Here is a 23,857-nt window from a genome sequence, read left to right as displayed (position 1 = left end):
ATCACCCGCCCTGCCCATCAGGGGAAATGTGCACAGCTGCCAGTACAATGCGTCGGTGGGCGAGAGCAAATACCGATGCTGCGACGAACCCGCCGCGCTCGGCCCGCTGCCGACGGTGCCACTACCGTGAGTTTCGCCCGATCCGGCAAAGATGCGGCCGCGTGATGCGCCGGACGCGATCGCACCGCCACCTCGGTGGGGTGATAGGGGCGATGCTGATCGTCGCAGCGTGCACTCGGGGTGGCACAGACGTTTCGGCGCCCATCGCCGATCCGCTGCCCACCACAGCTCCGGTGATCGCTGCAGAGGCGCTGCAGACACGAGGACAGATCGTGGAGTCGTGGATATTGCCCGACCTTCTCGACGACCCCGGCCAGGTGATCGGTGAGGCGCGGCGGGCGGTGTACCGGTCGGTGTCCGGGCTCGACGGTGGTGTCCGAGAGGTCTCAGGGGCGTTCTTCCGGCCGCCCGGCCAGCCCCCGGTCGGCGGCTGGCCGGTGATCTCGATCGGCCACGGCACCACGGGGATCGGCACCGACTGCGGCCCCTCTCAGGAAAGTGATCTGCTCGGGTTCTGGCCAATGGTGCGCTCATATCTGGGCGAGGGGTACGCGGTGGCCATGACCGACTACGAGGGCCTCGGGCATTCCGGTCACCATCCATATCTCGAGCCGCACAGTGCGGCGTTCAACGTCATCGACGCGGTGCGAGCGCTGCGCCAGCTGTTCACTGATGCCTCTGCTCGGTGGCTGGGATTCGGGAATTCACAAGGAGGTCAGGCGGTTTGGGCGTCCAACGAGGTCGCCACGCAGTACGGCGCCGGCCTCGAACTGGTGGGAACCGTCGCGTTGTCACCGGCCGCGAACGTCACAGCGATGGCCGACCTGGCCGGTTCGCAGTCGCTGACCGCCGAGCAGGAGGCGCTGCTGCCGTTGGTGGCCGGCGGGGTGGCCCGCTACAACCCGAAACTGGTCGAGGAGTCACTGCTGCCCCGCTTGACGGCCGAGCAGGAGTCGCGGGCGTTCAGCTGCGGCGCGGATGCCGAGACCCTTCGCGACGAACTGATTCCGCCGGAGAGCATCAGTCTCGACGACGAGCGGTCGGTTGCCGTTTTTCGCACGGCGCTCCGCCGGATCGCACTCCCCCAGACGCCTCTGAGTGCGCCGATGCTCGTCATCAACGGCCTGGCCGATCAGACGATCCTGCCGCAGTGGGTGACGGCCGCGGTCGAAGAGTCCTGTCGGCTGGGCGGGCGTATCCAGCATGTCGAGGTGGCGGACGCCGGCCACGGGGACCTCGGGGCGGCCGCCTACGACGTCGCCTCGACGTGGGTGAGGGATCGCTTCGCCGGTCTTCCCGCCGCGTCGACCTGCGGAGACGCGGCGACCGTCTTGCCGGCCGAGTAGCAGCGCGTGTACCAGCGGCACTATCCGCGAAGCGCACCCACGTGGTCGCGGCACCACGCGACGGTGTGCTCGATTGCTTCCCGCAGGCTGATCTTCGAAGTCCAGCTTCGTCAGTAGGCACCGTCCCGTTTGAGCACTGCGCGCACCGTCCGCCAGACGATCACCAGATCCTGAACCACCGACCAGTTGTCGACGTACGAGTGATCGAGCCGAATCCGCTCGTCGTCGGAGACGTCAGAGCGCCCGGAGACCTGCCATAGTCCTGTCATGCCCGGCTTGACCAACGCGCGACGCTGGACGAAATGCTCGATCGACTCCCCCTCGCCGGGCACGAGCGGGCGAGGCCCGACGATGCTCATCGATCCCGCGAGGACGTTCAGAACCTGTGGAATCTCGTCAATGCTGGTGCTGCGCAGGAATTTCCCGACGCGGGTGATTCTGGAGTCCTGTGCCGACTTGAAGAACACCCGCGCTTCGGGTTCGGCGGCCGCGGCACGCTCGTGCGCCTTCTTGTTCTCGGCGCCTACCGACATCGTCCGAAACTTGATGATGCGGAACGGTCGGCCCGCGCGCCCGACTCGGACCTGGCGGAAGAACACCGGCCCACCGTCGTGGATCTTGATGGCCAGCGCCGCGGCGACGATCACTGGCGACACCGCAGCCAGGGCAAGTGCTCCGAAGACCAGATCGAACAACCGCTTGCCGTACTGGGACGGGCCGTCATGGCGGGGTCGCGCGATGTGAAAGAGAGGCAGATTGTCAATTGGCCGCAACTTCAGCCGCGGTCCTGCAACGTCGATCATCCCGGGCAGCACGATCATGTCGACGCCGAGGGAGTCGAGGCGCCAAGCGAGCTTGCGCATGTTCTCGTGGCCGAGCTGCTCGGCGGCCGCGACGGCAAGGGCGTCTGCTCCGGTCATCTGCAGCGCGAGCTCCACTGAATCCTGGTCGCCGAGTACGGGAATGAGGCCTGCGGCGGTGCTGATGTGTTCGCCTAATTCGCCGTTGAAGGCCGGGATGCACGCGCCCGCCACGGAGTATCCGGCAGGTGTCGACCTGCTGAGGTGTGTGCACAGGACTTCGACGGAATCGATGCCGCCGAGCACAACCACCCGGGTGATGAACTCGCCGCGGGCGCGTCGTTTGATCAGATTTCGACGCAGCAGGTGTCGACCGAGGAGTAGCCCGACGAGCCCGACGGGCAGAGCGATGATCAGAAAACCTCGGGACATGGGCTGTTGCAGCACCAGGCTGACAACCGCCACGGCGCCGAACACCCCCGTCGTGGCTGTCACCACGCGGCGGTATTCCTCGCTACCGGTGCCGACCAGTGAGATGTCGCGAGACTGAACCAAGACGAGGGCCGCGAGCCAGGCTACCGCCAAGAACAGTGAGGTCGCGGTCAGCCGCGAGAAGGTTACGTCAGTCGCGTCCTCGGCCTTACCGAAGAGTCCGAAGCGACCGAACTGAGCCAGGGCAACCGCACTGAAGACCACGACCGAATCCACCACTGCCAGGCGCCGACGATACGACTCCTGCCACCGTTGGCCCAGCTGCTCGGCGACAGTGGTGTGTTCGAGCAGATCCTGCACCGCGCCGAGGTTCGGACTGGATGCAGCGGGGCGGCTCACCAATCGCACCGGAGCGCGGCCGCCCTCGATGGATGACATCAGATCCGTCATCCGCATCCTCGTTCCCATAGAACCTGTGGCCAGCTACGCGGCCCAGGACGTGACCCTTGTCCCGGCCCCGCACCGGAGACATATTTGCTTTGATTGCCAATCATATTTGCTGTGTCTATCTCAGCTAGCTAGCGACCTTACCTTCCGTAGGTCCACTTACGGTAGCTGGCGAAGCATGAACTGAATCACATTGTGTTGTGATCGTCGTAGATGCCAGCCTGAGATAATCAGCTCTGAACTGCATTGACTATCCCTGTTCCCGGCACGCCAGGCGGAATGCGCACCGCTGTCACCGGTCGCAGAACCCCGGGAGTCACGTTAGTTCAAGAACTCGGAAGCAGTCTGCAGATCCAGATCTAGCAACTTCTACCTAGATCGCAGTATCTGCATACCAGTGCAGAAGTGCGAATCAGAAGGTGCTGCAGCTCACGCTGAGGTCCTGGACTTGTCCGCGCTCACACACGGCGCCGGCCGGTGATGCCGCGTCAGCTGGTTGTTGAAAATGGCCACGGCTGACCGCAGACCCGGACGAAGTAAGACGGCCCAGACGTGTGCCGCGGTAGTCATGGCCGGATGACCGCACAAGGCCGTTCAGGCGCACACAGTCGTGCTATTGGCTTCCGCCAAGGGTCTGGCCGGACGTAGGGCTACGCGTGGGGCCTTGGCCCCTGCGTTGCCCGGGAGCTACCCGCGCAGCGCGCCGGCCTGGTCGTGATACCACTGCACGGTGCGCTCGAGGCCCTCGGGCAGGCTCATTTTCGACGTCCAGCCCGACTGAGCAAGCTTCGACACGTCCAGCAGCTTCTGCGGGGTGCCGTCGGGCTTGGTGGTGTCCCACTCGGTGTGACCGGTGAAGCCGACCACCGATGCGATGGTCTCGGCGATCTCCCGGATGGTGACGTCGGTTCCGCTGCCCACGTTGACCTGCTCGGGGCCGTCGTAGTGTTCGAGCAGGTGCAAGCACGCGTCGGCCATGTCGTCGGAGTGCAGGAACTCGCGCCGCGGGGTGCCGGTGCCCCAGTTCGTCACCGACGGCGCACCGGTTGCGACGGCCTCGTCGTAGCGACGGATCAGTGCCGGCAGCACATGCGACCCTTGTGGGGAGAAGTTGTCGTTGGGTCCGTAGAGGTTGGTCGGCATCGCCGATATCCACGGCAGGCCGTATTGGCGGCGCACCGCTTGCACATGGAGGATTCCTGCGATCTTGGCGATCGCGTACGCGTCATTGGTCGGCTCGAGGTGTCCGGTGAGCAGGGACTCCTCGCGGATCGGCTGCTCGGCGAATTTGGGATATATGCACGAGGAGCCTAGGAACAGCAGTCGCTCGACGCCGGCTTCGCGCGCCGCGTCGAGGACATTCACCTGGATGCGGATGTTGTCGCTGAGAAAATCGACGGGGTAGGTGCTGTTAGCCAGAATCCCGCCCACCTTCGCGGCTGCCAGCACAACGTACTTCGGCCCGATTTCGGCGAAATAGCTGAAGACCGCGTCGCGGTCCTTGAGGTCGAGTTCAGCCGAGGTCCTGCCGACGATGTTCTCGAACCCCGCGGCCTGAAGCCTGCGCACAATCGCTGAACCGACCAGTCCGCGGTGCCCGGCAACATAAAACGTGGCGGCGCGATCGAGTTCACCGGGAGAGAACTGCACCTCCGGGCTCACGGAAGTCCTGTACCGCGGAAGGTCGGTGTCTCCCACGATTCCAGTTGCACTTTGTCGATCCACGGGCGGCCCGCGCACTCGAGCGCCTCGATGTCGGCGTCGACCATCAGACGAGCCAGTTCGCGACCGTTGATCGTCGGTACCCAGTCGAGCTTCTTGCCGGCCCTCGAAGGGTCTCCGATCAACGCGTCGACTTCGGTCGGGCGCAGGTAGCGGTCGTCGAACCGGACATGGTCTTCCCAGTTGAGACCCGCGTGCGTGAAGGCGATCTCGAGGAACTCCCGAACCGTGATTCCCACGCCGGTCGCGAGGACAAAATCCTCGGGCTCGTCGACCTGCAGCATCCGCCACATGCCTTCGACATACTCGGGGGCGTAACCCCAGTCGCGCACGGAGTCGAGGTTGCCCATGTAGAGGTGGTCTTGCTTACCGGCCTTGATGGCCGCGACGGCGCGAGTGATCTTGCGGGTCACGAAAGTCTCACCGCGGCGCGGGGATTCGTGGTTGAACAGGATCCCGTTGACGGCGAACAGGCCATAGGCCTCGCGGTAGTTCTTGGTGATCCAGTAGCTGTACAGCTTTGCGGCCGCGTAGGGTGAACGCGGATAGAACGGTGTGTCCTCGTTCTGCGGCGGCGGTGTTGCGCCATACAGTTCCGACGACGAGGCTTGGTAGAAGCGGGTTTTGATACCCGAGAGCCGGACCGCTTCGAGCATCCGGATGGTTCCGGTTCCGGTGGTATCGGCCGTGTGTTCGGGTTCATCGAACGACACCCGGACATGCGACTGCGCCGCCAGGTTGTACACCTCGTCGGGATCGATGCCGGCAAGCAGCGTGACCAACCGCGCACCGTCGCTGAGATCTCCGTAGTGCAGAAACAGCCGGGCCTCGGACACGTGCGGGTCGACGTAGAGATGGTCGATGCGTGAGGTGTTGAACGTCGACGCACGGCGAATCAGACCGTGCACCTCGTAACCCTTGCTGATCAACAACTCAGCCAGGTAGGACCCGTCTTGCCCGGTGATCCCGGTGATTAACGCACGCTTCGCCATCGATACCTTTCCCCCGGAATGGAACGGACCCAGCCCAGATATCCAGGGTAGCGGCCCTGAGCGTGTCCTTCATAACAAGTCAAGATCGCGAAAACCGTGGTGTGGCGTGCTCGCCCAACCGAACGGCTAGTGAAGGGAGTTGACCTACTCAGTAGGCGCCGGAGGGCTTGAACATCGCCTTGACGGTCTTGATGGCGATCAGCAGATCGGCGATCATCGACCAGTTCTCGACGTAGAACATGTCGAGACGGACCGAGTCCTCCCAGGACAGGTCCGAGCGTCCGCTGACCTGCCACAAACCGGTGATCCCGGGACGCACCAGCAACCGCCGACGGGTGTGATCGTCATACGACCTGACCTCGTTGGCCAGCGGCGGGCGCGGTCCGACGACGCTCATGTCGCGCTTGAGAACGTTGATGAACTGCGGCAGCTCGTCGATGCTGTACTTGCGCAGGATCTTGCCGACGCGGGTGACCCTGGGATCCTCGCGAATCTTGAACAGCACCCCGCCTTCGCTCTCGTTCAGCGCGGCGAGTTTGTGAACCATCTTGTCGGCACCGTCGACCATGGTGCGGAACTTGATCATCTCGAACGGGTTGCCGTCCAAGCCGATCCGCTCCTGACGATAGAAGACTGGGCCCTTGCTGGTCAGCTTCACTGCCAGGGCGACGGCGAGCAGGATCGGCAATCCGAACAGCAGCACCGAGCCGGAGAAGGCGACATCGAACAGCCGCTTCTGGAATCGCTTGGCGCCGTGGTACTGCGGCTTCTCCACATGAATCAAAGGGAGGCCGCACACAGGCCGCATCTGGAGTCGCGGACCGGCGATGTCGACCACACCCGGTGCGACGAGGAGATCGATATCGAGCTTCTCCAGCTCCCACGACAGGTCCCGGATCCCCCGGCCGTTGAGACGTTCAGTAGCCGTGACTGCGACAGCGTGGCTCCTGGTGGCCGTCACCGCGCCGACAACGTGAGATTCGTCGCCGAAAGTGGGGATCTCGCCAACGCCCGGGACGTCGATCTTGCTCCGCGAAATCGGACCGGGGATGCAGGCACCCACCACCTGGTATTCGGACCGCGGATCGCGAGCGAACGATGTCGTCAGGTCGCGCACTGCGGGGGCACTGCCCACAACAAGAACCCGAGTGATACATCGGCCTTGCGTCTGACGGACGTGGCGAATCATCAGACGCGCGAGGTAGCGGAACAAGATGAGAAAGGCGATGCCGGCAGGCAACGCGATCATCAGGTAACCGCGGGCGATCTGGAGCTTGAACAGCATCGACACGATGGCAACACCGCCGAAGACCGCAAGCGTGGCCAGCAAAACTCGCCGGTACTCTTCAGCGCCGGAACCGATGACGCGGGTCGAGCGGGAGTGGTTGATGGAGAGCGCTGCCAGCCAGACGATCGCAATGGCGATTGACACCATGGTGTAGTCGACGGCCCGGTAGGTGGACACCTCGGCATTCAAACCGCCGAACCGCAGCCATTGCGCGAGACCCACGGCCAGCGCGACGGCGGTCAGGTCGATCGCCACAAGCCGGCGTGAATAGCCCCGTTGCCATGCAGCGAGCTTGGTTGGAATCGGAACGATGTTTGCTGCGACTTCCAGCCGATCGTTGACCGCCGTCATGTGTCCCCCCAGACGTTCTACCCCTTGGGCTGGAACATTAGCCCAACCGTTATCAACTTCTCAAGGTAAACGGCATGTTCGCTCGGCAAGGAAACACGATGTATACGTCTGGGACGACCCTTCGCTTCCGAATGCCCATTCGGCCGCACCTAGCAGCATGTTTGACGTCGCTACGCTGTTCGGCGAGTTTGCCTGCTGGGGCGACCCGACGGAGGCCGAGCGATGTTTGCTGGAAGGAACGGAGCGTCAGGGAAATCTGAGTTTGCTCCGCCGCTAGGTCGACCAAGTCGGCGACTCGACTGTGGGACCTATGGATCGCCGTAACAGCTCCATAATTGGAGGTAACAGTTCGGCGATCTGCGCCCCCACGGCAGCAAATACATCAGGGCTTCGGCCGATCGGGTCGGGAATGTCCGGCAGTTCAAGGGCGCCGAGGTGTGGGCGGAAGTCTGCCAGGTCCCCTACGTTCTGTGCATCAAACCTTGAAGCGATCCGAGCAGCCTCTATCAAGGTGAAGGTTCTGCGCAGCTTGCGGGGAGCGACGCCAAGCACTGCCTCGCGGTGCTCTCTCGTCATAGTAAGAATAAGGTCTGCTTCTGCGGCAATCCTGGCAGTGAGTTGTCGCGCGGAAAAGTCGGACGCGTCACCGCCCAAGCTTTCCAACGCGGGCACGGCATCCTGATGGATAGGGTGTGCAATTACCGCGCGGACCCCAGCGCTTGACGTTCTCAGATCCGGGATTTCCAGTTCACCGCCGTAGGCGGCGGCGAGCCGCTCTGCCATAGGCGATCTGCAGATATTTCCAGTGCATACAAACATTACGTGCAGGAACAACACCTCGTCTCGGCCATAGCCCTGGTCGGGTTTACCCAGTATAGGCAATCTCCGTACGGTCCAATTACAAGCGGTGGCGGCTCGGCGATACACCTGCGTGGCACTTTACGGTCACCATACGTATGGATTATGGATATAGCGTCGCTTGAAAGACAGACGGCATCCAGAAGTGCATCGTGAACATACCCGCGCCACTCCTATCACGGGCGGCGGATGCTCTGTTTTCAAAGGGGCCGTTGCTGCCCCGCTGCGCTGGTCTGTTGCGCCGAAGAAGCAGACGGCCCGCACTTTGGCCCATGCGCTGTTACCTCACCGCCCTCCGGCGCAACAACGTCCTACCAACCCCGCCTCGAGGGGAGACCGTCCGATGCCTCAGCCTGTAGGGTGAGGCAGGTGGGGCGGGATCAAATTGTTAAGAAGGGCATCGCCGCAGGCGAACGACTTAATCACTCGCTGGCGGGTCGGCCGGCAGTACGGTCTTTCATCCGGTCGGGTGTGGAGGCTGTCAATACGCCGTTCGCAAAGTCGCGATTTCGAAAGGAACTTGCGCGCAGTGGGGAGCCCATTAAGCTTGAGGTCGGAGGCCACAACCCACGCGATGGCTGGCTGGTCACCAATGTCAATGCCGTCACGCGTCTATACCTAGACGCCACAAAGCGTTGGCCAGTCAGGGCGGGCTCGGTTGAGTACGTATACTCTGACAATGTTATTGAGCATCTGACGCTACAGGCTGGCCGACAGATGCTCGTGGAAGCTCACAAGTCTATGCGACCCAGTGGCGTCATACGAATCGTCACGCCAGACCTACGCGCACACGTTGATATGTACCTGCAGGGCGCTAGCGCTCTCAGTAACGAAGTATCCAGTCACTATCGGGACATTGGGCAGCAAGTAGAACATGCTGTCGACCTTATTCGCATACCTGTCGCAGCTTTCGGCCATCATGCGGGATATCTTTACGATTTTGACACGTTAGCCGAAGAGTTGAACCGTGCGGGCTTTCAAGATGTCATCCGATGTGAACTCGGCGAGAGCAAGCATGAAGCCTTGAGGGGTTTGGACTTGCGCAGCCAAGAGGGCGGAGCTCAGCTGGCCGTCGAAGCCACGGCTTAGCCGATAGCACGCCGCAACAGCTGGCTCGAACGTAGTCGACTCTTGAATTCTCCGTAACAACCTGCCCCGGATGTGACAACACAATTAGGTCCACGCCTGCAATCGGGATGGTGCAGGGTTCGGCGACTTTCGTAGTCAACCCTCACTCCCGTCACAGCTGTTAGTTGCGCCCAGACATTCATTCCGCCGGCGATTCCGAACATTCGCGCTAAGCGTGACCCCCGGGCAGTTCGGCGCGATGCGGGATTAGCCGGACCGCCGTCGCTAAACCCATTGCGGTACATGGCAAACCATCCCAGCCCGTTGACGAGACGTAACTTGATGACAGATCCACGCGGAGACACTATCTCGCTTGTCTCACCCGATGAGTATCAGTCATCATGTGACCGCAACCCGCAGCAATCGCACCACGTGCGCGGGCAGACAGGGCCAACCAGGTGGATAAGGTGGTCCTCAACAGTGCCCGAATGAGGTCAATTGTCGCCGCAACCGTCCCCTTCGTGTCATCATATGCCCGCAAGCAGGGCTCATCCGGGGGGATATCAGTGACGACAGTTCTGCAGAAGTTCCTGAAGCAGTCTCGGCGTCGACGTCGTCGGGCCGAACGATCGCATCAGCGACTGGACATCCAGGGCCTACGCATGGTCGCCGTCCTTACAGTGTTCGGCGCACACCTGTGGGGATGGCCACAGGGCGGCTTCGTCGGCGTAGATGTGTTCTTTGTGATTTCCGGATTCCTGATCACCGGCAACCTTTTGCGAATGGCCGAGCGCAATGGAAACGTGTCATTTAAGGACTTCTACTGGAACCGAGTTCGACGCATCATCCCGGCAGCCACGGTGGTTCTGATCCTCACGTATTTGGCATCCACGTGGGTGTTTCTTCCATTCCGGGCCGAACAAGTCGGCATGGACAGCCTTTTCGCTTTCGTCTTCATGTCGAACTGGTGGTTCGCCGTCCAAGAAACGGACTATTTCGGGGGAGTTGATGCGGTATCCCCGATTCAGCACTATTGGTCGCTGTCGGTTGAGGAGCAATTCTATTTCATCTGGCCGGCGCTGATATTTGCGATCGGTCTGGTAATCGCACAAAAGGCGTGGACCCACGCGCATAGGATGCGGCTCGCGGGCGCAGTAATGGGAGGAGTCGTCGCCGCCTCGCTCGGGTGGGCGTTGTACGAGACCGCCGCGGCGCCAACGTGGGCGTACTTCAACACCTTCTCCCGAGTGTGGGAACTAGGCATCGGCGCGATGCTAGCGACAGCCGTCGGTGCGTTGGCCCGAATACCGCCGAAGATGAAGCCATGGTTGTCGTGGGGCGGGCTCGCAATCATCGGCGCCAGTGTTCTTCTAATTAACGAAGACTCAGTTGGCTTTCCAGCTCCATGGGCGCTGCTGCCCGTGGCGGGATCAGCGATGGTAATCGCGGCTGGTGTGGGGGGCGAGCCTAGAAAGCAGGGGTTCTTGCGAAACCCCGTAAGTGTCTACGTCGGGAACATCTCGTACTCCCTATACCTAGTCCATTGGCCCGTGATCGTCATCCTCGGAGCCTTAATGCCTACAAGCGGATTCTTCTCCCTTTCCGTCGTGGCGCTCTCATTCGGACTGGCAATCGCGTCCTACCATTTTGTCGAGAATCCTTTGCGATATACAAACTGGAGAAAGGTCCGGGAGGCCGTAAAGGATGTACGTCTCCGTCGTTACGAGGCTCAGACGTCAAGCCGATATGCAGCAGTAGCTGTTCTGTTCCTGGTGACACTCGGGGTGTGGGGGTACACCGTGCGCCCAAATATTCACGACCAGGTGGCACCCCCAATAGTGGCCGCCGCCCCCGGAAAGGCGAGTCCGTCCGAGCCTGGGCCGGATTGGGGCCCTCTGACGGCGGCCTTGCAGGAGGAGATCGCGGCATCGCTGACCGCGACGGAATGGCCGCCCTTGGATCCTTCGATGGAGTCAGCGATGCAAACGCCAGAATCGCCGCCCGAAGTCCACGCCTGCAACGGAATCGTCCCATTGGACGGTCAGACGTGCACCTGGGGTTCCGCTTCTGCGCCGACGCAGATGGTCATCGTCGGAGATTCCATCGCCCTCTCCTACGCTGGGCCGCTGCGAGAGCTTGCGCTTAACTCGGGTGGGCAAATCCGGTTGGACGTCGCAGCGATGGGCGGCTGCGAATTCGCCGCCGCCCTAGTCTTCAATCCGGACCCATCCATTGTCGATGCTTGCCCTGGGATGACACAGCGGGCAGTCGACTTGATTAATTCCACGAAGCCTGAAGTGGTCATAATATCGAACATTTACGGGACGAAACGCGTCGTAGGCAGCGACGAATGGATGACGACCCGCGAATGGGGCAGTTCACTCCGCCAGATAATTGAAAAATTTCGAGGAAGCACAAAAGAAGTAGTATTGCTTTCTGCACCGCCGGCCGAAATAAATATCAGACAATGTTATGGTGATCGATCAAGCGTGCCAGCGAGTTGCATTAGCGAAGTGGATGATATATGGCGGTCGATTGCTCGGTCAGAGCAATCCGTCGCGGAATCTGTCAATGGAAAGTGGATCGACGCTCGACCGTGGTTCTGCAGCGACAACCGCTTTTGTCCGAGCTTCGTCGGCTCGACACCGACCAAGCTCGACACCTACCATATGACATTGGCATACGGGCAGAAGATTCACCCGATGATCGCGGAATCCATGAAAGTCGCTGGGGTTTTCTGAACATCTGCACGGATAGCAAAAGCGGATACTTCTGCGGCCCTGAACGGGATGTAGCTTATGGGTCCAATGGTCACGACTTGCGAGGCGCCGCTTCGGCTGCCCGTGCTCAAAACAGGAATATTCGAAAGCTGACTCGCCGTGAGGATCCGTACACGCGCAGTCAACGCTAAACCAACTATTCGCAATTCAATTTGAATAGGTAGTCGTGAAAAGACAGTTGCGACGCTCGCTGATAACAATTGAGCGTACGCCCCACAACCTCTGGATGGTCGGTTTCAATAAGTATCCATTTGGGCCGGTGCTTTTCCAGGTCGAGGCCAGTGATCACCTCCAACTCGTGTCCCTCGACGTCGATCGAGAGCAAGTCTGGAGCGCTTCCACCCATGACATCGTCGATGACCGTTGAGAGGGTCGTAGTCGCGACCATCACACCGCCGGCGTTACTCAACACCTTGCTTGTGAGGTCTTCGTATTCCATACCGATAATTGCGCATCGCGTCGACGAGGACGCAGCTGCACACACCACGGTTGCTCGTGGACGGTTCCGCTGCGCTTCCGCCGCCAGTTCGGGAATTGCTTCGATCAGTACTCCCCTCCACCCTAATTCGCGCTCCAGTAGGAAAGAATTTGATGCCTGAAACCCGTCATTTCCGCCGAGCTCGATGAATGTCCCCCCTTGAGGCCGCCCGATCGCTTCCGCAAGGGCCACGTCAAGCTCGCCGAGTCCAGGTCGCCGCCAAGGACCGACATCTAGTTTGGACGAAAGACGAGTGCGAAAACTCTTGATCCGCCGTACTCTTCTGTCTCCCAAAGTATTACGAACCAACTGTTTAGTATTCACAAGGGTCGACAGTACCGGATTAAGGCTGAATCGATCGGCTAATGTAATGCGCCCGGAATCGCGACAGACTGCGCCTAGCAAGACACGAGTTGTGACGCTATTCTCCGGCCGCGGACCCCTGGCTGGACGCATTACTTCTGTGCGCTTCTCGCACTACCCGCAGATGTGTTACGAGTTCGACGGCGACAGACGCCAGCAGGCCGGCGAGAACTCCCGCCATCGCCCCGGCAGTTCCGAGCTGACGCGCTCCGATACCGACCAGCGGCAAACCGACTAGGGATCCAAGGGCGACGGCCTTGACTGCGGCGCGAAGACGGCCGAAGGTTGCCAGCGCTGCGCGCTCCAAGACATTCTGAAACAGCGTGATCGCCACGCACCCCGCCATCAACACGACCACGATCCAGGACACTGAAATCTGTCCGTTGCCAAGCCAGCTTACGAGACCTGGGGCAACGGCTGCCGTACCGACACCAAGAAACACCGCGAAGACACCGGCGCTGAACAGGGCGATGTTAGCTCGGCGTACTCGAGCCGCCTCGCTCGCGCGCGGGACCCAACCTTGAAGGACTGCCGCAGCCGGAGCTGACGCCACGAACACCAGTCCCTTGACCCTGTCAGCCAGAGCGAACGCGGGCTGAATACTTGGAGCTACAACAGACACGATCGCAAGGGGCGCGGCGATGTAGGCAGCTGAACCCAGAGCCGAGGCGACACCATGCCGATTCAGAAGCAAGATCGTTCTCAACGGTCGTCGGTTCCCAGATGCTGCACCCTCCCGCTTCGCCGCCCAGAGGATCCAGATGGATGAGAAGGCGAGGGCCGCAATCAGGCCACAGAACATTCCAAGCGGCCCCATAAGGGCGCTGTGCCCCATCGTCATGAGGATAACACCCGCACCCGTGCCCGCTGCCCGTGGAATGGTCTCTATTGCGAACATCATGAATGGCCTTGACAACCCAACGAAGTACCAACTGGCACTGAGTCCCATGCATGTGGCCGATACAGCACCGGCTACAGCGAACAACGGGGTGCTTGATGCGAGTACATAGGCCAGAATCGCTGCAATGGCACATACCGGGGGCGCCAGAACTCCACGTGCAATTACAGATTCGACGTACTCGGTGCGCCTAGCCGTTGGGTCGTACTGAGCAACTCTGGCGGGGCCAAACCAACCCCATCCGTACCCAACAGCGACCCCGCCAACTGTTCCAATTACCTGCCCGAGTGCGATTGCCCCCCAGGCGGCGTCACCGCTTGCTGCGATCATCGCCGGGATTGCAGCCAACGAGGCGGCAGCCAATACCAGCACGCTTAACGCGAAGCCGACCAAGCGAAGCGCTCCAGACCGGACGAGCGAATAGCTTCGTTCAAATAGCGCACGGAGTCGATGCAGCATTGTCGCGGGACGTCTCTCAGCTTGGTTGTTGCGGGATGATCCTCAGCTAGCCAGACCTGAACCACACAGCTGAGGTCCGGGAAGACCTTGATGTTCCATAGTGCCAGCAGGCCTAACGAACGACTTACCGGCTCCTCGAGCAGGACGTCCCGCAGTGACTGACGCCGGCCGCTACGGTACCGTCGGGATTTTACTGCCGCCGCAGGACATGAAGACCAAGCACGTGAGCCGTAGCCTGCGTGCGGCAACAGTCTCGGCCCTTACCAAGTGTCGTCATACGGATTTAAAACCAAGTGTCGTCATACGGATTTAAACAGTAGGATCGTGACGGCCGAGGGGGAGTATCTAATGGCGAGTCCGCTGTGCGATGTGAAGCAGACAGCGAGGGATGTCAGTTGTCCACCACCCAGTGCCGGCGGCGTTGGGTGCCGTGCAATGACCCGATCTCGCAATGATCGAAGCAGGGCTTTGCGCCTGAGGGAGGCCAGTTTCGAGGCGTTGAGAGCGGAAAGCTACCGGGCCCCTGCAAATGGCTAGCCGACAACGTCCGACAGGGCGCGCAACCGTCGCTCAACGCACACAAACCAGTGCCCCCTGGCAATTCACAACTCTGATGTGGGCGTGTGTGTTTTTCCTACTTCCCATCAACCGCGCACTTCCGTTGGCGCCACGGACACTCTGGTTTGCTGTCATATTGCTCCTGATTGCCATTCCGATTATTTCCTTGAGGGCGGCGCGGCCGCTCTATCCCGGAATCTGGGCGTTCGCCGGTTACGCGTCGGTGGTAGCCATCTTGACCTCGACCAAAACTTCTACCATCGAGCAGAACCTTTTCGTTGGTATGCAACTATTTATATTGCTAGGCTTTGGCGTCTTCGCGCTGACTGCAAGTGCAGTAACAGAACCTAAATTTGTGGAGCGTGTCTCAGGTGCATTTCTAATCGGACAGTCGCTCTCGGCCATAGCCGCGGTCTTACAGGTGTTGGGCCAATCAGCCCTTGGCGCACAGGCGGTGCATGGGCGAGCTCCAGGTCTGGCAGGCCACCCGAACTCGCTCGGCCTTTTATCGTGTATCGCAATACTGCTAGCGCTTCAAATTCTCGTCGCAACGCGCAAGTTCAGGGTTTTTGTTATCGCAGCGCTCTCGGCAAACATGTTAGCCCTGTTCGCGTCAGGTAGCCTTAGCTCTTTTATGGCAGTAGCCATCGGTTTGCTCGTGTTCATCCTTTGCCGTAGGGAGCACGTTGGCAAGCTGACGATCGGAGGAATTGCGTTTGCTGTCACCCTCTGGCTTGTCGGACGGTTCTCAGGCATCGTCGACTACCTGCCGTCAGTGGTCCAGCGTTATCGACAGGTCACTGGCCAAACCGATGCTGAAAGCTCTTGGGAATTCCGCATGCGAACCTATGATTTCGCTTGGAGCAAGGTCGTGGAAGAACCATTTTTCGGAAATGGCCTCAACGCTGAGTCCAGCGGCACCTTCAACGGCATCACCGTTACTCACAATCTCGTGTTACGCGGCTGGTATCAGGGAGGAGCATTCCTGGCGGTCGCTTTTGCACTTATAGTGGCGGCGGTCCTGATCGTTGCGGCACGCGCTATCGTTAGAAAAGAACACGGCGCCGAAGCCGCCATCCTAGTGGCCATTATTGCCTTCGCGTTGACGTCGGCCTTCTTCGAGCAACGCGATTATTGGTTGCCGCTTCTCTTTGCCTGGGCATCGATTTCAGCCGCGCAGATCAAGCTAAGACAGGTGACCTCTCCTCTGTCACTCGACCATCAGGTACGGAAACCGACTCCATTGCTGAGGCACCGATCTAGTAGCTCTAATAGCACTGTTGCGGCGGGGCTCTGATCCGCGCCACCATCTGCAAACGCCCCGCCACAAGATAGTCCGCCAGTACCGCCGCCGCCGAAACCTGAATCAGCTGACTGCCGACCTAAGCACGCAGACAACAAGATCGGCGACATTTAACCCTCACCAATCTGGCCACCAACCTCCGCCAGTAAGGTATTCCACTGTTCGATCGCTGCCTGTTCGCCGAGCACCGCATTCCGATATCGACGCCCGTTGCGGCCCAGCTCTAACGCCGCCTCGCCGTCAGCACTCATTGCCACTATCGCGTTCAGGAGAGACGCTGGTTCACCGGCCGGAACAACGACACCAGCGCCCGCCGACACCACTTCCGACGCAGTGATGCCGTCAAGGTCAGTCGCAGCAATGACTGGCCGGCCCGCGTGAAAGTAGGACGTCAATTTGCTCGGGACGGCCATCTCCGAGATCCCTGGCTTCTCATTGACCAGAAGCACGTCCGCCGCGCCTAGCGCAAGATGGTAGTCGGCCTCACTAAGCGAATCCACAAACGTCACTCGCGCGATGCCTCGCGCGCTGTCCGTCAGTCTCTGACGCTCACCGCCGTCGCCGACAAGCATGAAATGTACGGGCACACCTCGTTCATCGGCGATTCGCGCCGCGTCGATGATATTCTCAAGCCCTTGTTTCACACCCATATTGCCGGTGTGCACAGCCAGTGTGACGTCTGCGGGCCACCCCAATATGAACCTCGCCGCGGTCGGGCTAAGGGGCTCCGTGTCCGATAGGTGCGCCCAATTGCGAATAACCACGACCTTTTCGCCGTCGACCCTGAGCTCATTCGACACATAATCAGCGAAACGTTGATGGATAACGACAACTCGGTCCGCAGCTCTCAAAGTATGCGTCTCCACCCACCGAGTTACCGCACCAGCAAGGCCGCCGCCCTCCCCCGTCTCTGCTAGGCCGAGGGTATAGATGTCCTGCACCCAAACGATCAAGTTGGGCGGCCGAGGCGTAATCCAGAGGCGAAGCGCAGCCAGCCCGGTCGAAAACAACGACGGCGATACGGCGATGACCACCTTTGAATAGCCCCAACGCGCAAACACCAGACGCACACCGAAACTCAGCTCCGACACCAAACGTCGGATGCCGCGTGGAGACCGAGGCACGTAATGTAAGAAACGCCGCACCCGCACGCCGTCTACGTCCTCGGCAGACGCCCATTGGCCGTAACCTTGCTGTATGGACCATTCGGGGTAGTGCGGGTGTGCCACAAGTGCCGACACTCGATACCCGATCGCCCTCAACCCAGCGGCCAGTCCACCAGTATATGGAGCGATGCCCGTGACTTCCGGCGGATAATTCAGGCCGAGAATCGTTACGGCAGAGCGTAAGCGCTCAGTCCGGCGCCTAATCAACACGCAGCCTCACCAAACGAGTCAGCCACGGACGCGTGCACGACTCGATCCAAGAGTTACGAATCGAAGAACGTATTGCGGTCAGTCGACCAGCGTGTATCCAAATGATGGCTGGTTGTCCGAGCGGTTCCCCCTTGACAGCACAAATCTCAGAACCCATTACTTGATTCCGATCGACCTCGACCGAAACCTCGGTACAGCCATCCGGAGGCCCTCCATTGCTGTGGATCAAGACAGTTCCTCCCGTCCAGGATGCGCTTGTGGGCAACTATCGAGGCTAGTTCGCTCGGCTCGATATCTCGGAACTCCTGCCACTCCGTCAGTACTAGGACGATATCCGCCCTATCGCACGCATCGACTACGGACGCCGAATAGCCAAGTGTCGGAAAAATCTTTCGACAATTATCAGTTGCCTTCGGATCGTAGACATTTACTGCAGCGCCTTGTAGCTGAAGTTGTCCTGCGACATTCAGGGCTGGAGAGTCTCGAACATCATCAGAATCCGGTTTGAAAGCAGCACCTAACACAGCAACACGAACCCCTAGTAACGACCCACACACCTCCCTCGTAAGTTCAACCATCTGAGAACGACGTCGCATATTGATCGCGTCGACTTCACGGAGGAATGTGAGGGCCTGGTCCGCACCTAGCTCACCCGCTCGTGCCATAAATGCTCGGATGTCCTTGGGAAGGCATCCACCACCGAATCCTAGACCCGCGTTTAAGAACGCACGGCCGATTCTCTGATCATAACCAAGAGCATCGGCCAGTTGCACTACATCGGCTCCGGCAGCTTCGCACACTTCAGCAATCGCATTGATGAATGAAATTTTGGTTGCTAGAAACGCATTCGCCGATATCTTTACAAGTTCAGCCGTAGCAAGATCCACCGTTAAAAAGGGGATGCCCTTCTCTAATATCGACGAGTAAACTTCTTTGGCCACAGCAATAGCGCGCCCAGCCCCGTCCCTAGCGGCACCTAGCACTAGGCGATCTGGTTCCAAAGTATCTTTAATCGCGTGCCCTTCGCGAAGAAATTCTGGATTCCAGGCCAACTCGACATCGGCGCCTGCCGGTGCCAACTCTTGCGCCCGAACTCGTAAACGTTCGGCGGTTCCGACTGGAGCGGTCGACTTGCCGAAAAGCACGACAGCACGGGTTAGCATCGGCGCCAGTTCTTCAATGACCGAGTCGATTGCCGAAACGTCCGCCGCAAACTCGCCCCTTTTCTGCGGCGTGCCGACTGCGATAAAGTGAACGTCAGCAAAGTCAGCGGCATCGCGATAGGACGAAGAAAAACGGAGGCGGCCCGCGCGGACCATCTGCTCGGTTAGCGCGTCGAGCCCAGGCTCAAAAAACGGCACTTCGCCCGAGGACAACTTGGCCAACTTTTCATCGTCAATGTCAACGCCGAGAACCTCATGACCGAGACTTGCCATACATGCCGCGTGAGTCACACCGAGATATCCCATGCCTAGTACTGCGATCTTCATCTCGGCTACCTACCAAACCTCTCTCTTGGGTTCAATGCCTGTACGCACCGCATCTAGAAATCCCCCGCCCCCGACTAAGTGCCCGCGTTTGCTCCTTGGCTATGGTCACCCTTTGGAAAACATCCGAGCTTCGTGCGTAATACACCTCTTGAGCAAAGCATACTGCGGCGGCCCGTACGGGCGTGCCAAGATCACGGCGTCCCCTCGCAAACCGCACGGGACTCATCAGTCCGGCCGGCTACACCCAGGGCCGCCAAGGTTCGATGGTTGGATTGCCGATCGCGTCGATGCACATATCGGGTTGAATGCACCGCTTCCCCGCCATCAGCGGTAGCATCCGTCGTCGAGGCCAACGTCCAGGGGAGGTAAGCGTTGCCGTCGTCGTCCACCGTCCGTAAGGGTTTGGGCCTGATCCGCCACCCGTATTTCCTGAATGCTCTGGTACGCCACCGAGTGGCGGCTGCATCAGAGCACACGGAGGCTATACGGTTCTGCGCAGCAAACACTTTGATTGATGCAGGTGCCAATAAGGGCCAGTTCAGCCTCGCGTTCCGAAAATTGCGGCCACGAGCGCGGATCATCGCATTCGAGCCACTTCCCGAGGCAGCGGACAACTACGATCGCCTGTTTCGTAGAGACGACGAGGCTACTCTCAACCGGGTCGCCTTGGCCGCGCGCGAAGGATCGGCTGAATTCCATGTCGCTGACCGCGCGGACAGTTCCTCTCTGCTCAAGCCGGGACAGGGCCAGGCGCGCGCATTCGGTGTCCGCCCCGCAAGAACAATGCAGGTATCTGCCAGGCGGCTCGACGACTGCCTCGATCTCCGCGGGCTCGCACAACCCGTTCTACTCAAGGTCGACGTACAGGGCGGCGAGTTAGGGGTATTCGAGGGATGCGCGTCACTCGAGTTGGTTGACTTTATCTACGTGGAACTGAGTTACGTTGAGCTCTACGACGGCCAGCCGCTGTTTCCGGAGGTCTGCGTGTACCTCCAGAGGCGCGGTTTTGCGGTCAGAGGCTTGTACAACCAAGTCTCCACTACCGAATTCGGCCCAACGCAGATCGATGTTCTGTTCAAGCGCGTCAATCCGGTCGGCAGTACCCTGGATCAGCCGTGAATGAAGACCCACTACGGTGCGGGACCCGATTAGCCAGCCAAGGCTCTGTGCCAGAGATTTCGATGGAAACAGTTAGTGCCATCGTGGCAGCGAAAAACGCATCGCCTGCGGTAGACCCGCGTATCCGACTGTCAGCGACCAAGGGATTGTTTCCGCAGTGGGAACCGCATGCGGACTCCGCACTCCGTACTCCGCATGCGGTTCAACACAGGACTCCGCATGCGGTTCACCACAGGTCAAGACGGAGGGGTGCGCCATGATGACGAATCGCGCTGGAGGCGAGGAACTTGCGCCGGTAGCGGTGTTTGCATACAACCGGCCAGATCGCCTCGCAGCAATGTTAGCCAGCCTTCAAGATTGTTATGGTTTTCCCGCCAGTCCGGTGGTGATCTTCGTCGATGGGCCGAAACACGTTTCCGATGAACCCTCTGTCGCGGCAGTACGTTCTCTGGTGCAAGACTTGGCTTTACCGAACGTCTCGTGGTCATTTCAAGACTCCAACCGGGGCTTACGCAATTCCATCTATGCCGGCGTGACAGATGTAATCAAGCAATACGGTCGAGTGATCGTGCTCGAAGACGATCTAGTGCTTTCCCCGATTGCACTACATTATTTCAACTCCGCCCTACAGCACTACGAGACCGCCCAGCGGGTTTGGAGCGTAGTCGGCTATGCCTATGACGCGCCCTCACTGCGGGGGTCGAGCACAACTATATCTCTCCCCTTCGCGCACCCATGGGGTTGGGCGACTTGGGCGCGTGCGTGGAACCACTTTGATCTCGATAATCGGCCCCCAACGAAGGAACTTGATTCACGAGCGTTTAGGTCGGCGTTCGACATGAACGGGCTCTACCCGTTCACTATGCAGCTGAAAAACTCGATCGAAGGCCGCGTCAACAGCTGGTTCATTCACTGGTATTACACCGTGTTCCAACATGGTGGGGTCTCGATCTTCCCTCCTAGAAGAATCTTGGAAAACTATGGGCTCAGTGAAGGCTCCCACGGCGGCGCACTCAATCCTCATGACAGACTGGTTAAACGGCCAGAGTTGCTAGATGCCGTACCGGAATTTTGTGAGCCCGACAATATCGGCTATGCCGCTTTGGATGCGTTGATACGAAGCCGAGAGCTGCGGGTCCAACGCTTTATCGCCCGTGCCGGATCCGCGAAGCGGACGCTACTATCGTCGAGGTGAGTTAATGACGTCGCCACCAGCTGGGCCGTTCCGCCCGTACCCTTGGCCACTCAATCGACTGCGTGATGCGCTCCGCTTCCTGCGCCTTCAGCGCACGAAATCAAGCGGGCCGGCGCATTTCACGTGCGGAGATGCTGTGAGTTTTGCTAAAGGAATAGATATCCGCTCTCCGCATTTGGTGGAAATCGGCCACCACGTATCCTTCGGCAAGAACTTCACGTGCGAAGTTGATGTTCGCATTGGTAACCACGTCTTGGTTTCTAGCAATGTATCTTTTATAGGTAAAGACCATCCTTTTGAAGATCCGTCCACTACCGTCTACGAGGCCGCTAGACTCGATAACTCATTTGTCGAGGTTGGGAGCGACGTACTTATCGGCTTCGGTTCAATAATTGTGGGTTCAGTGCGGGTCGGAGACGGCTGCATAATAGGAGCAGGATCAGTTGTCGTGCAGGATCTTCCGCCATACACAGTATGCGCGGGCGTACCGGCCAAGCCTATTCGACCACGTTACCGACATTCTTCAGAAGGCGAACTCCAGCCGGAATCGCCACCTGAGCGAGTAGATTGACAAATTCTAGCCAAGTAACAGCCTTTGAGACCGCTGCATCATGCTTTTGCCGCAACCACATCGCGCGTCCGTCCGTCGCCGAGATTCACAGACCAACGGACCAGGGCGAGTTTCTTAGTCGCGGGTCCGTGTTGCAGGCTGCACACCGTCAGTCTGCGCCATACGCAGGATCAGGCCGCTGGTTACGCATACCTCGTGTAAGTTACTGACGCCGCCCAATTTTCCTAGTTTTCAAGGGGACTCGATGTACAGGCTGATCTGCATACTGCTAGCCGTCGCACTCGCGGTTGCTGGCTGTAGTTCAGGCGGCGACACAATGTCGACGTCTGCATGTTCGCCTGCGACTCCACAAGCTAAAGCGGCCACACCGGCCCAAAACCCTCCTCCCACGAGTTTCAGTGTCAACAAGCAGCCCGCCGCTTTCAGTCCCGTATCAGCTGCAGGAAGCGGCGATCGCCGTGTCGGTCGGGGTGACGTGCGGACGGTTTACGGCGCTGGTACACCAACGTGGGATCTGAACGGTCCGTTACGGTCTCTGCCGCCGCCCAGCGTCGTATTGCCCTCCGCGCTGTATCTCGTCGTTGGCGAAACATATCGGCTCCAATTTGCAAACATCGTCGCAGATTTGGACGAGAGTATGGAAGTCGTCATAGCCGGGCCGGATTCGGATTCAATAAGCGATGCGGAGTATTGGCAGTACACCCCAAGGAACCCCGGTTCGTTCACGCTTTCCATAACAGTCAAGGACAGAACAGGGATAGCGTTGGAGTCCGCTTCTCGCCCAGTGTTTGTTCTCGCCGTACCTTCAAGTAGCGATCTTCGACATCTGAGTATTGGTGACTCGATCACCCGTGCCGGCAACTACGCGGAATTCGCCGTCGTGTGCGTGCTCGGTGGAAAGCTCGTTGGTACCCGCACCTACGACGGGGGAATAATCTCGCAGGAAGGTCGCGGAGGTTGGACACTGAATAGCTACATAACGCGCATAGCCCGACCGGAAGGAGGCGACTCGCCGTTCCTGTTCCCTCTCGGCGTTGAGGGGGACAAGTTCCTAGGCAATACATCGTTCTGGAAAGACGTCACAGCCGCCGACCCAAGGGGCTATGACTACTCGGGCTTCCAGATGATCGCCCGGGGGTGGAGAACCATGGGAAATTATCATTTCAACGCCCAGGGCTATCCCAACTCGCCTGCCTCTGGCGACGTCATTGTGGATCCCAATTTGATGGCCGAAGAACAATGGCAGCAATACAACGGTAGTGGCTGGCAGGTAATGATGCCCCCACCCAACGTCGAGGTTTCGTTTGCGAAGTACATAGACCGTTACTCGTCTGCCTTCGGGGGACGCGGGCCGACGTCCATCAGCATCATGCTGGGTACCGTTGACTTTCTCTCAGCACTCTCCGACGAATCATGGTCTATCTACAAGACCCAGTTGGATGCGATGATCTCCTCCATCCGCGAATGGGACCCAGAGGTTCCGATCATTTTGATTGGTTCGCCGAGCGGAGCACCGGCGGCGATGTGGGCGGATCAGAAAGTCGACGGTGCTGATTTTGACCGTCGCATGCTCCAGCACTCGCAGCGGCTCTATGGCGCCTTTGACACACCTGAATGCCTCGCGAATGGCATCCACGTAATTTCATTCCTCGGGGTTGTATCCGGCGACAATATGGCGGATTATGTGCATCCGGAGGTCCCAGAGGGGCACGATCAGATGGGTCCGTGGCTGTGAGGTGAGCCCGTCGTAGTGGTCCAGTTGTTGTGCGACTCTGTTGCCCAGGTGTTTGGGCAGGAAGAATCGACGACGACATGGCTACGAACAAACGCCGGCGGCATACGCCGGATCAGATCATCCGCAAGCTGGCCGAGGGCAATAAGCTCCTCGGAACCGGCCAGGAGC

General features: G+C 59.7%; 16 protein-coding genes. 7 read left to right on the top strand and 9 right to left on the bottom strand.

The genetic code is table 11. The features are described 5' to 3' along the window. The first annotated feature begins 212 nt into the window (after positions 1–212). On the top strand, positions 213–1,406 hold the full coding sequence (locus tag BEMPMBAN_RS20845; RefSeq protein WP_159233160.1) for a lipase family protein: 1,194 nt from the start codon (positions 213–215) through the stop codon (positions 1,404–1,406). 110 nt (positions 1,407–1,516) lie between these two features. Here the strand turns inward: BEMPMBAN_RS20845 and BEMPMBAN_RS20840 are convergent, their stop codons facing one another. From BEMPMBAN_RS20840 to BEMPMBAN_RS20820, 5 genes are all read right to left on the bottom strand, one after another. Then, the gene (locus tag BEMPMBAN_RS20840; RefSeq protein WP_159233159.1) at positions 1,517–3,088 is read right to left on the bottom strand and encodes a sugar transferase; all 1,572 of its coding nucleotides are present in this window, start codon (positions 3,086–3,088) and stop codon (positions 1,517–1,519) included. A 684-nt stretch (positions 3,089–3,772) separates the two neighbouring features. Continuing rightward, positions 3,773–4,747: a GDP-L-fucose synthase family protein gene (locus BEMPMBAN_RS20835; protein WP_159233158.1), complete on the bottom strand. Its 975-nt coding sequence runs from the start codon at positions 4,745–4,747 to the stop codon at positions 3,773–3,775. Then, complete coding sequence (gene gmd / locus BEMPMBAN_RS20830) at positions 4,744–5,799, bottom strand: GDP-mannose 4,6-dehydratase (RefSeq protein ID WP_159233157.1); 1,056 nt, start codon at positions 5,797–5,799, stop codon at positions 4,744–4,746. Before gmd ends, BEMPMBAN_RS20835 begins: the two co-directional genes overlap by 4 nt. A 148-nt stretch (positions 5,800–5,947) precedes the next feature. Further along, a complete protein-coding gene (locus tag BEMPMBAN_RS20825) occupies positions 5,948–7,438 on the bottom strand; it encodes a sugar transferase (protein WP_159233156.1) in 1,491 nt (496 codons plus the stop codon). 273 nt (positions 7,439–7,711) lie between these two features. Continuing rightward, a complete protein-coding gene (locus BEMPMBAN_RS20820) occupies positions 7,712–8,266 on the bottom strand; it encodes an arsenate reductase/protein-tyrosine-phosphatase family protein (RefSeq protein WP_159233402.1) in 555 nt (184 codons plus the stop codon). Positions 8,267–9,852: 1,586 nt separating this feature from the next. Between BEMPMBAN_RS20820 and BEMPMBAN_RS20815 the strand changes: the two genes are divergently transcribed. After that, positions 9,853–12,105: an acyltransferase family protein gene (locus BEMPMBAN_RS20815; RefSeq protein WP_272952245.1), complete on the top strand. Its 2,253-nt coding sequence runs from the start codon at positions 9,853–9,855 to the stop codon at positions 12,103–12,105. Between the two features lie 175 nt (positions 12,106–12,280). Here BEMPMBAN_RS20815 and BEMPMBAN_RS20810 read toward each other — a convergent pair whose 3' ends face one another. Both BEMPMBAN_RS20810 and BEMPMBAN_RS20805 read right to left on the bottom strand, forming a co-directional pair. Next, complete coding sequence (locus BEMPMBAN_RS20810; protein ID WP_159233154.1) at positions 12,281–12,814, bottom strand: FkbM family methyltransferase; 534 nt, start codon at positions 12,812–12,814, stop codon at positions 12,281–12,283. Positions 12,815–13,043: 229 nt separating this feature from the next. Further along, entirely contained in the window at positions 13,044–13,820 is a 777-nt protein-coding gene (locus tag BEMPMBAN_RS20805) for a hypothetical protein (protein WP_159233153.1), read from the bottom strand. A 1,216-nt stretch (positions 13,821–15,036) separates the two neighbouring features. Here BEMPMBAN_RS20805 and BEMPMBAN_RS20800 point away from each other — a divergent pair. After that, a complete protein-coding gene (locus BEMPMBAN_RS20800) occupies positions 15,037–16,197 on the top strand; it encodes an O-antigen ligase family protein (protein ID WP_159233152.1) in 1,161 nt (386 codons plus the stop codon). A gap of 116 nt (positions 16,198–16,313) precedes the next feature. Here the strand turns inward: BEMPMBAN_RS20800 and BEMPMBAN_RS20795 are convergent, their stop codons facing one another. Then, positions 16,314–17,579 carry a glycosyltransferase family 4 protein gene (locus tag BEMPMBAN_RS20795; protein ID WP_234897615.1) on the bottom strand — a complete coding sequence of 422 codons (1,266 nt, stop codon included), beginning with the start codon at positions 17,577–17,579 and terminating at the stop codon, positions 16,314–16,316. Positions 17,580–17,725: 146 nt separating this feature from the next. After that, positions 17,726–19,069, bottom strand: a complete 1,344-nt coding sequence (locus tag BEMPMBAN_RS20790; protein ID WP_159233151.1) for a UDP-glucose dehydrogenase family protein — start codon at positions 19,067–19,069, stop codon at positions 17,726–17,728. A 402-nt stretch (positions 19,070–19,471) separates the two neighbouring features. On the opposite strand from BEMPMBAN_RS20790, the gene BEMPMBAN_RS20785 reads away from it, so the two are divergent. The 4 genes from BEMPMBAN_RS20785 to BEMPMBAN_RS20770 all read left to right on the top strand — a co-directional run bounded on the left by BEMPMBAN_RS20785 (position 19,472) and on the right by BEMPMBAN_RS20770 (position 23,689). Then, positions 19,472–20,188, top strand: a complete 717-nt coding sequence (locus BEMPMBAN_RS20785; protein WP_234897614.1) for an FkbM family methyltransferase — start codon at positions 19,472–19,474, stop codon at positions 20,186–20,188. 256 nt (positions 20,189–20,444) lie between these two features. Further along, complete coding sequence (locus tag BEMPMBAN_RS20780; protein WP_234897613.1) at positions 20,445–21,383, top strand: glycosyltransferase family protein; 939 nt, start codon at positions 20,445–20,447, stop codon at positions 21,381–21,383. Between the two features lie 136 nt (positions 21,384–21,519). Then, positions 21,520–21,954 carry an acyltransferase gene (locus BEMPMBAN_RS20775; RefSeq protein ID WP_234897612.1) on the top strand — a complete coding sequence of 145 codons (435 nt, stop codon included), beginning with the start codon at positions 21,520–21,522 and terminating at the stop codon, positions 21,952–21,954. A 625-nt stretch (positions 21,955–22,579) separates the two neighbouring features. Then, positions 22,580–23,689, top strand: coding sequence for an SGNH/GDSL hydrolase family protein (locus BEMPMBAN_RS20770; protein ID WP_159233148.1), 1,110 nt, complete (start codon positions 22,580–22,582; stop codon positions 23,687–23,689). Positions 23,690–23,857: the final 168 nt, after the last annotated feature.

Source organism: Mycolicibacterium austroafricanum, from assembly GCF_902705885.1.
Lineage (GTDB): Bacteria > Actinomycetota > Actinomycetes > Mycobacteriales > Mycobacteriaceae > Mycobacterium > Mycobacterium vanbaalenii_A.
This window is presented reverse-complemented; position numbering and strand designations above follow the sequence as displayed.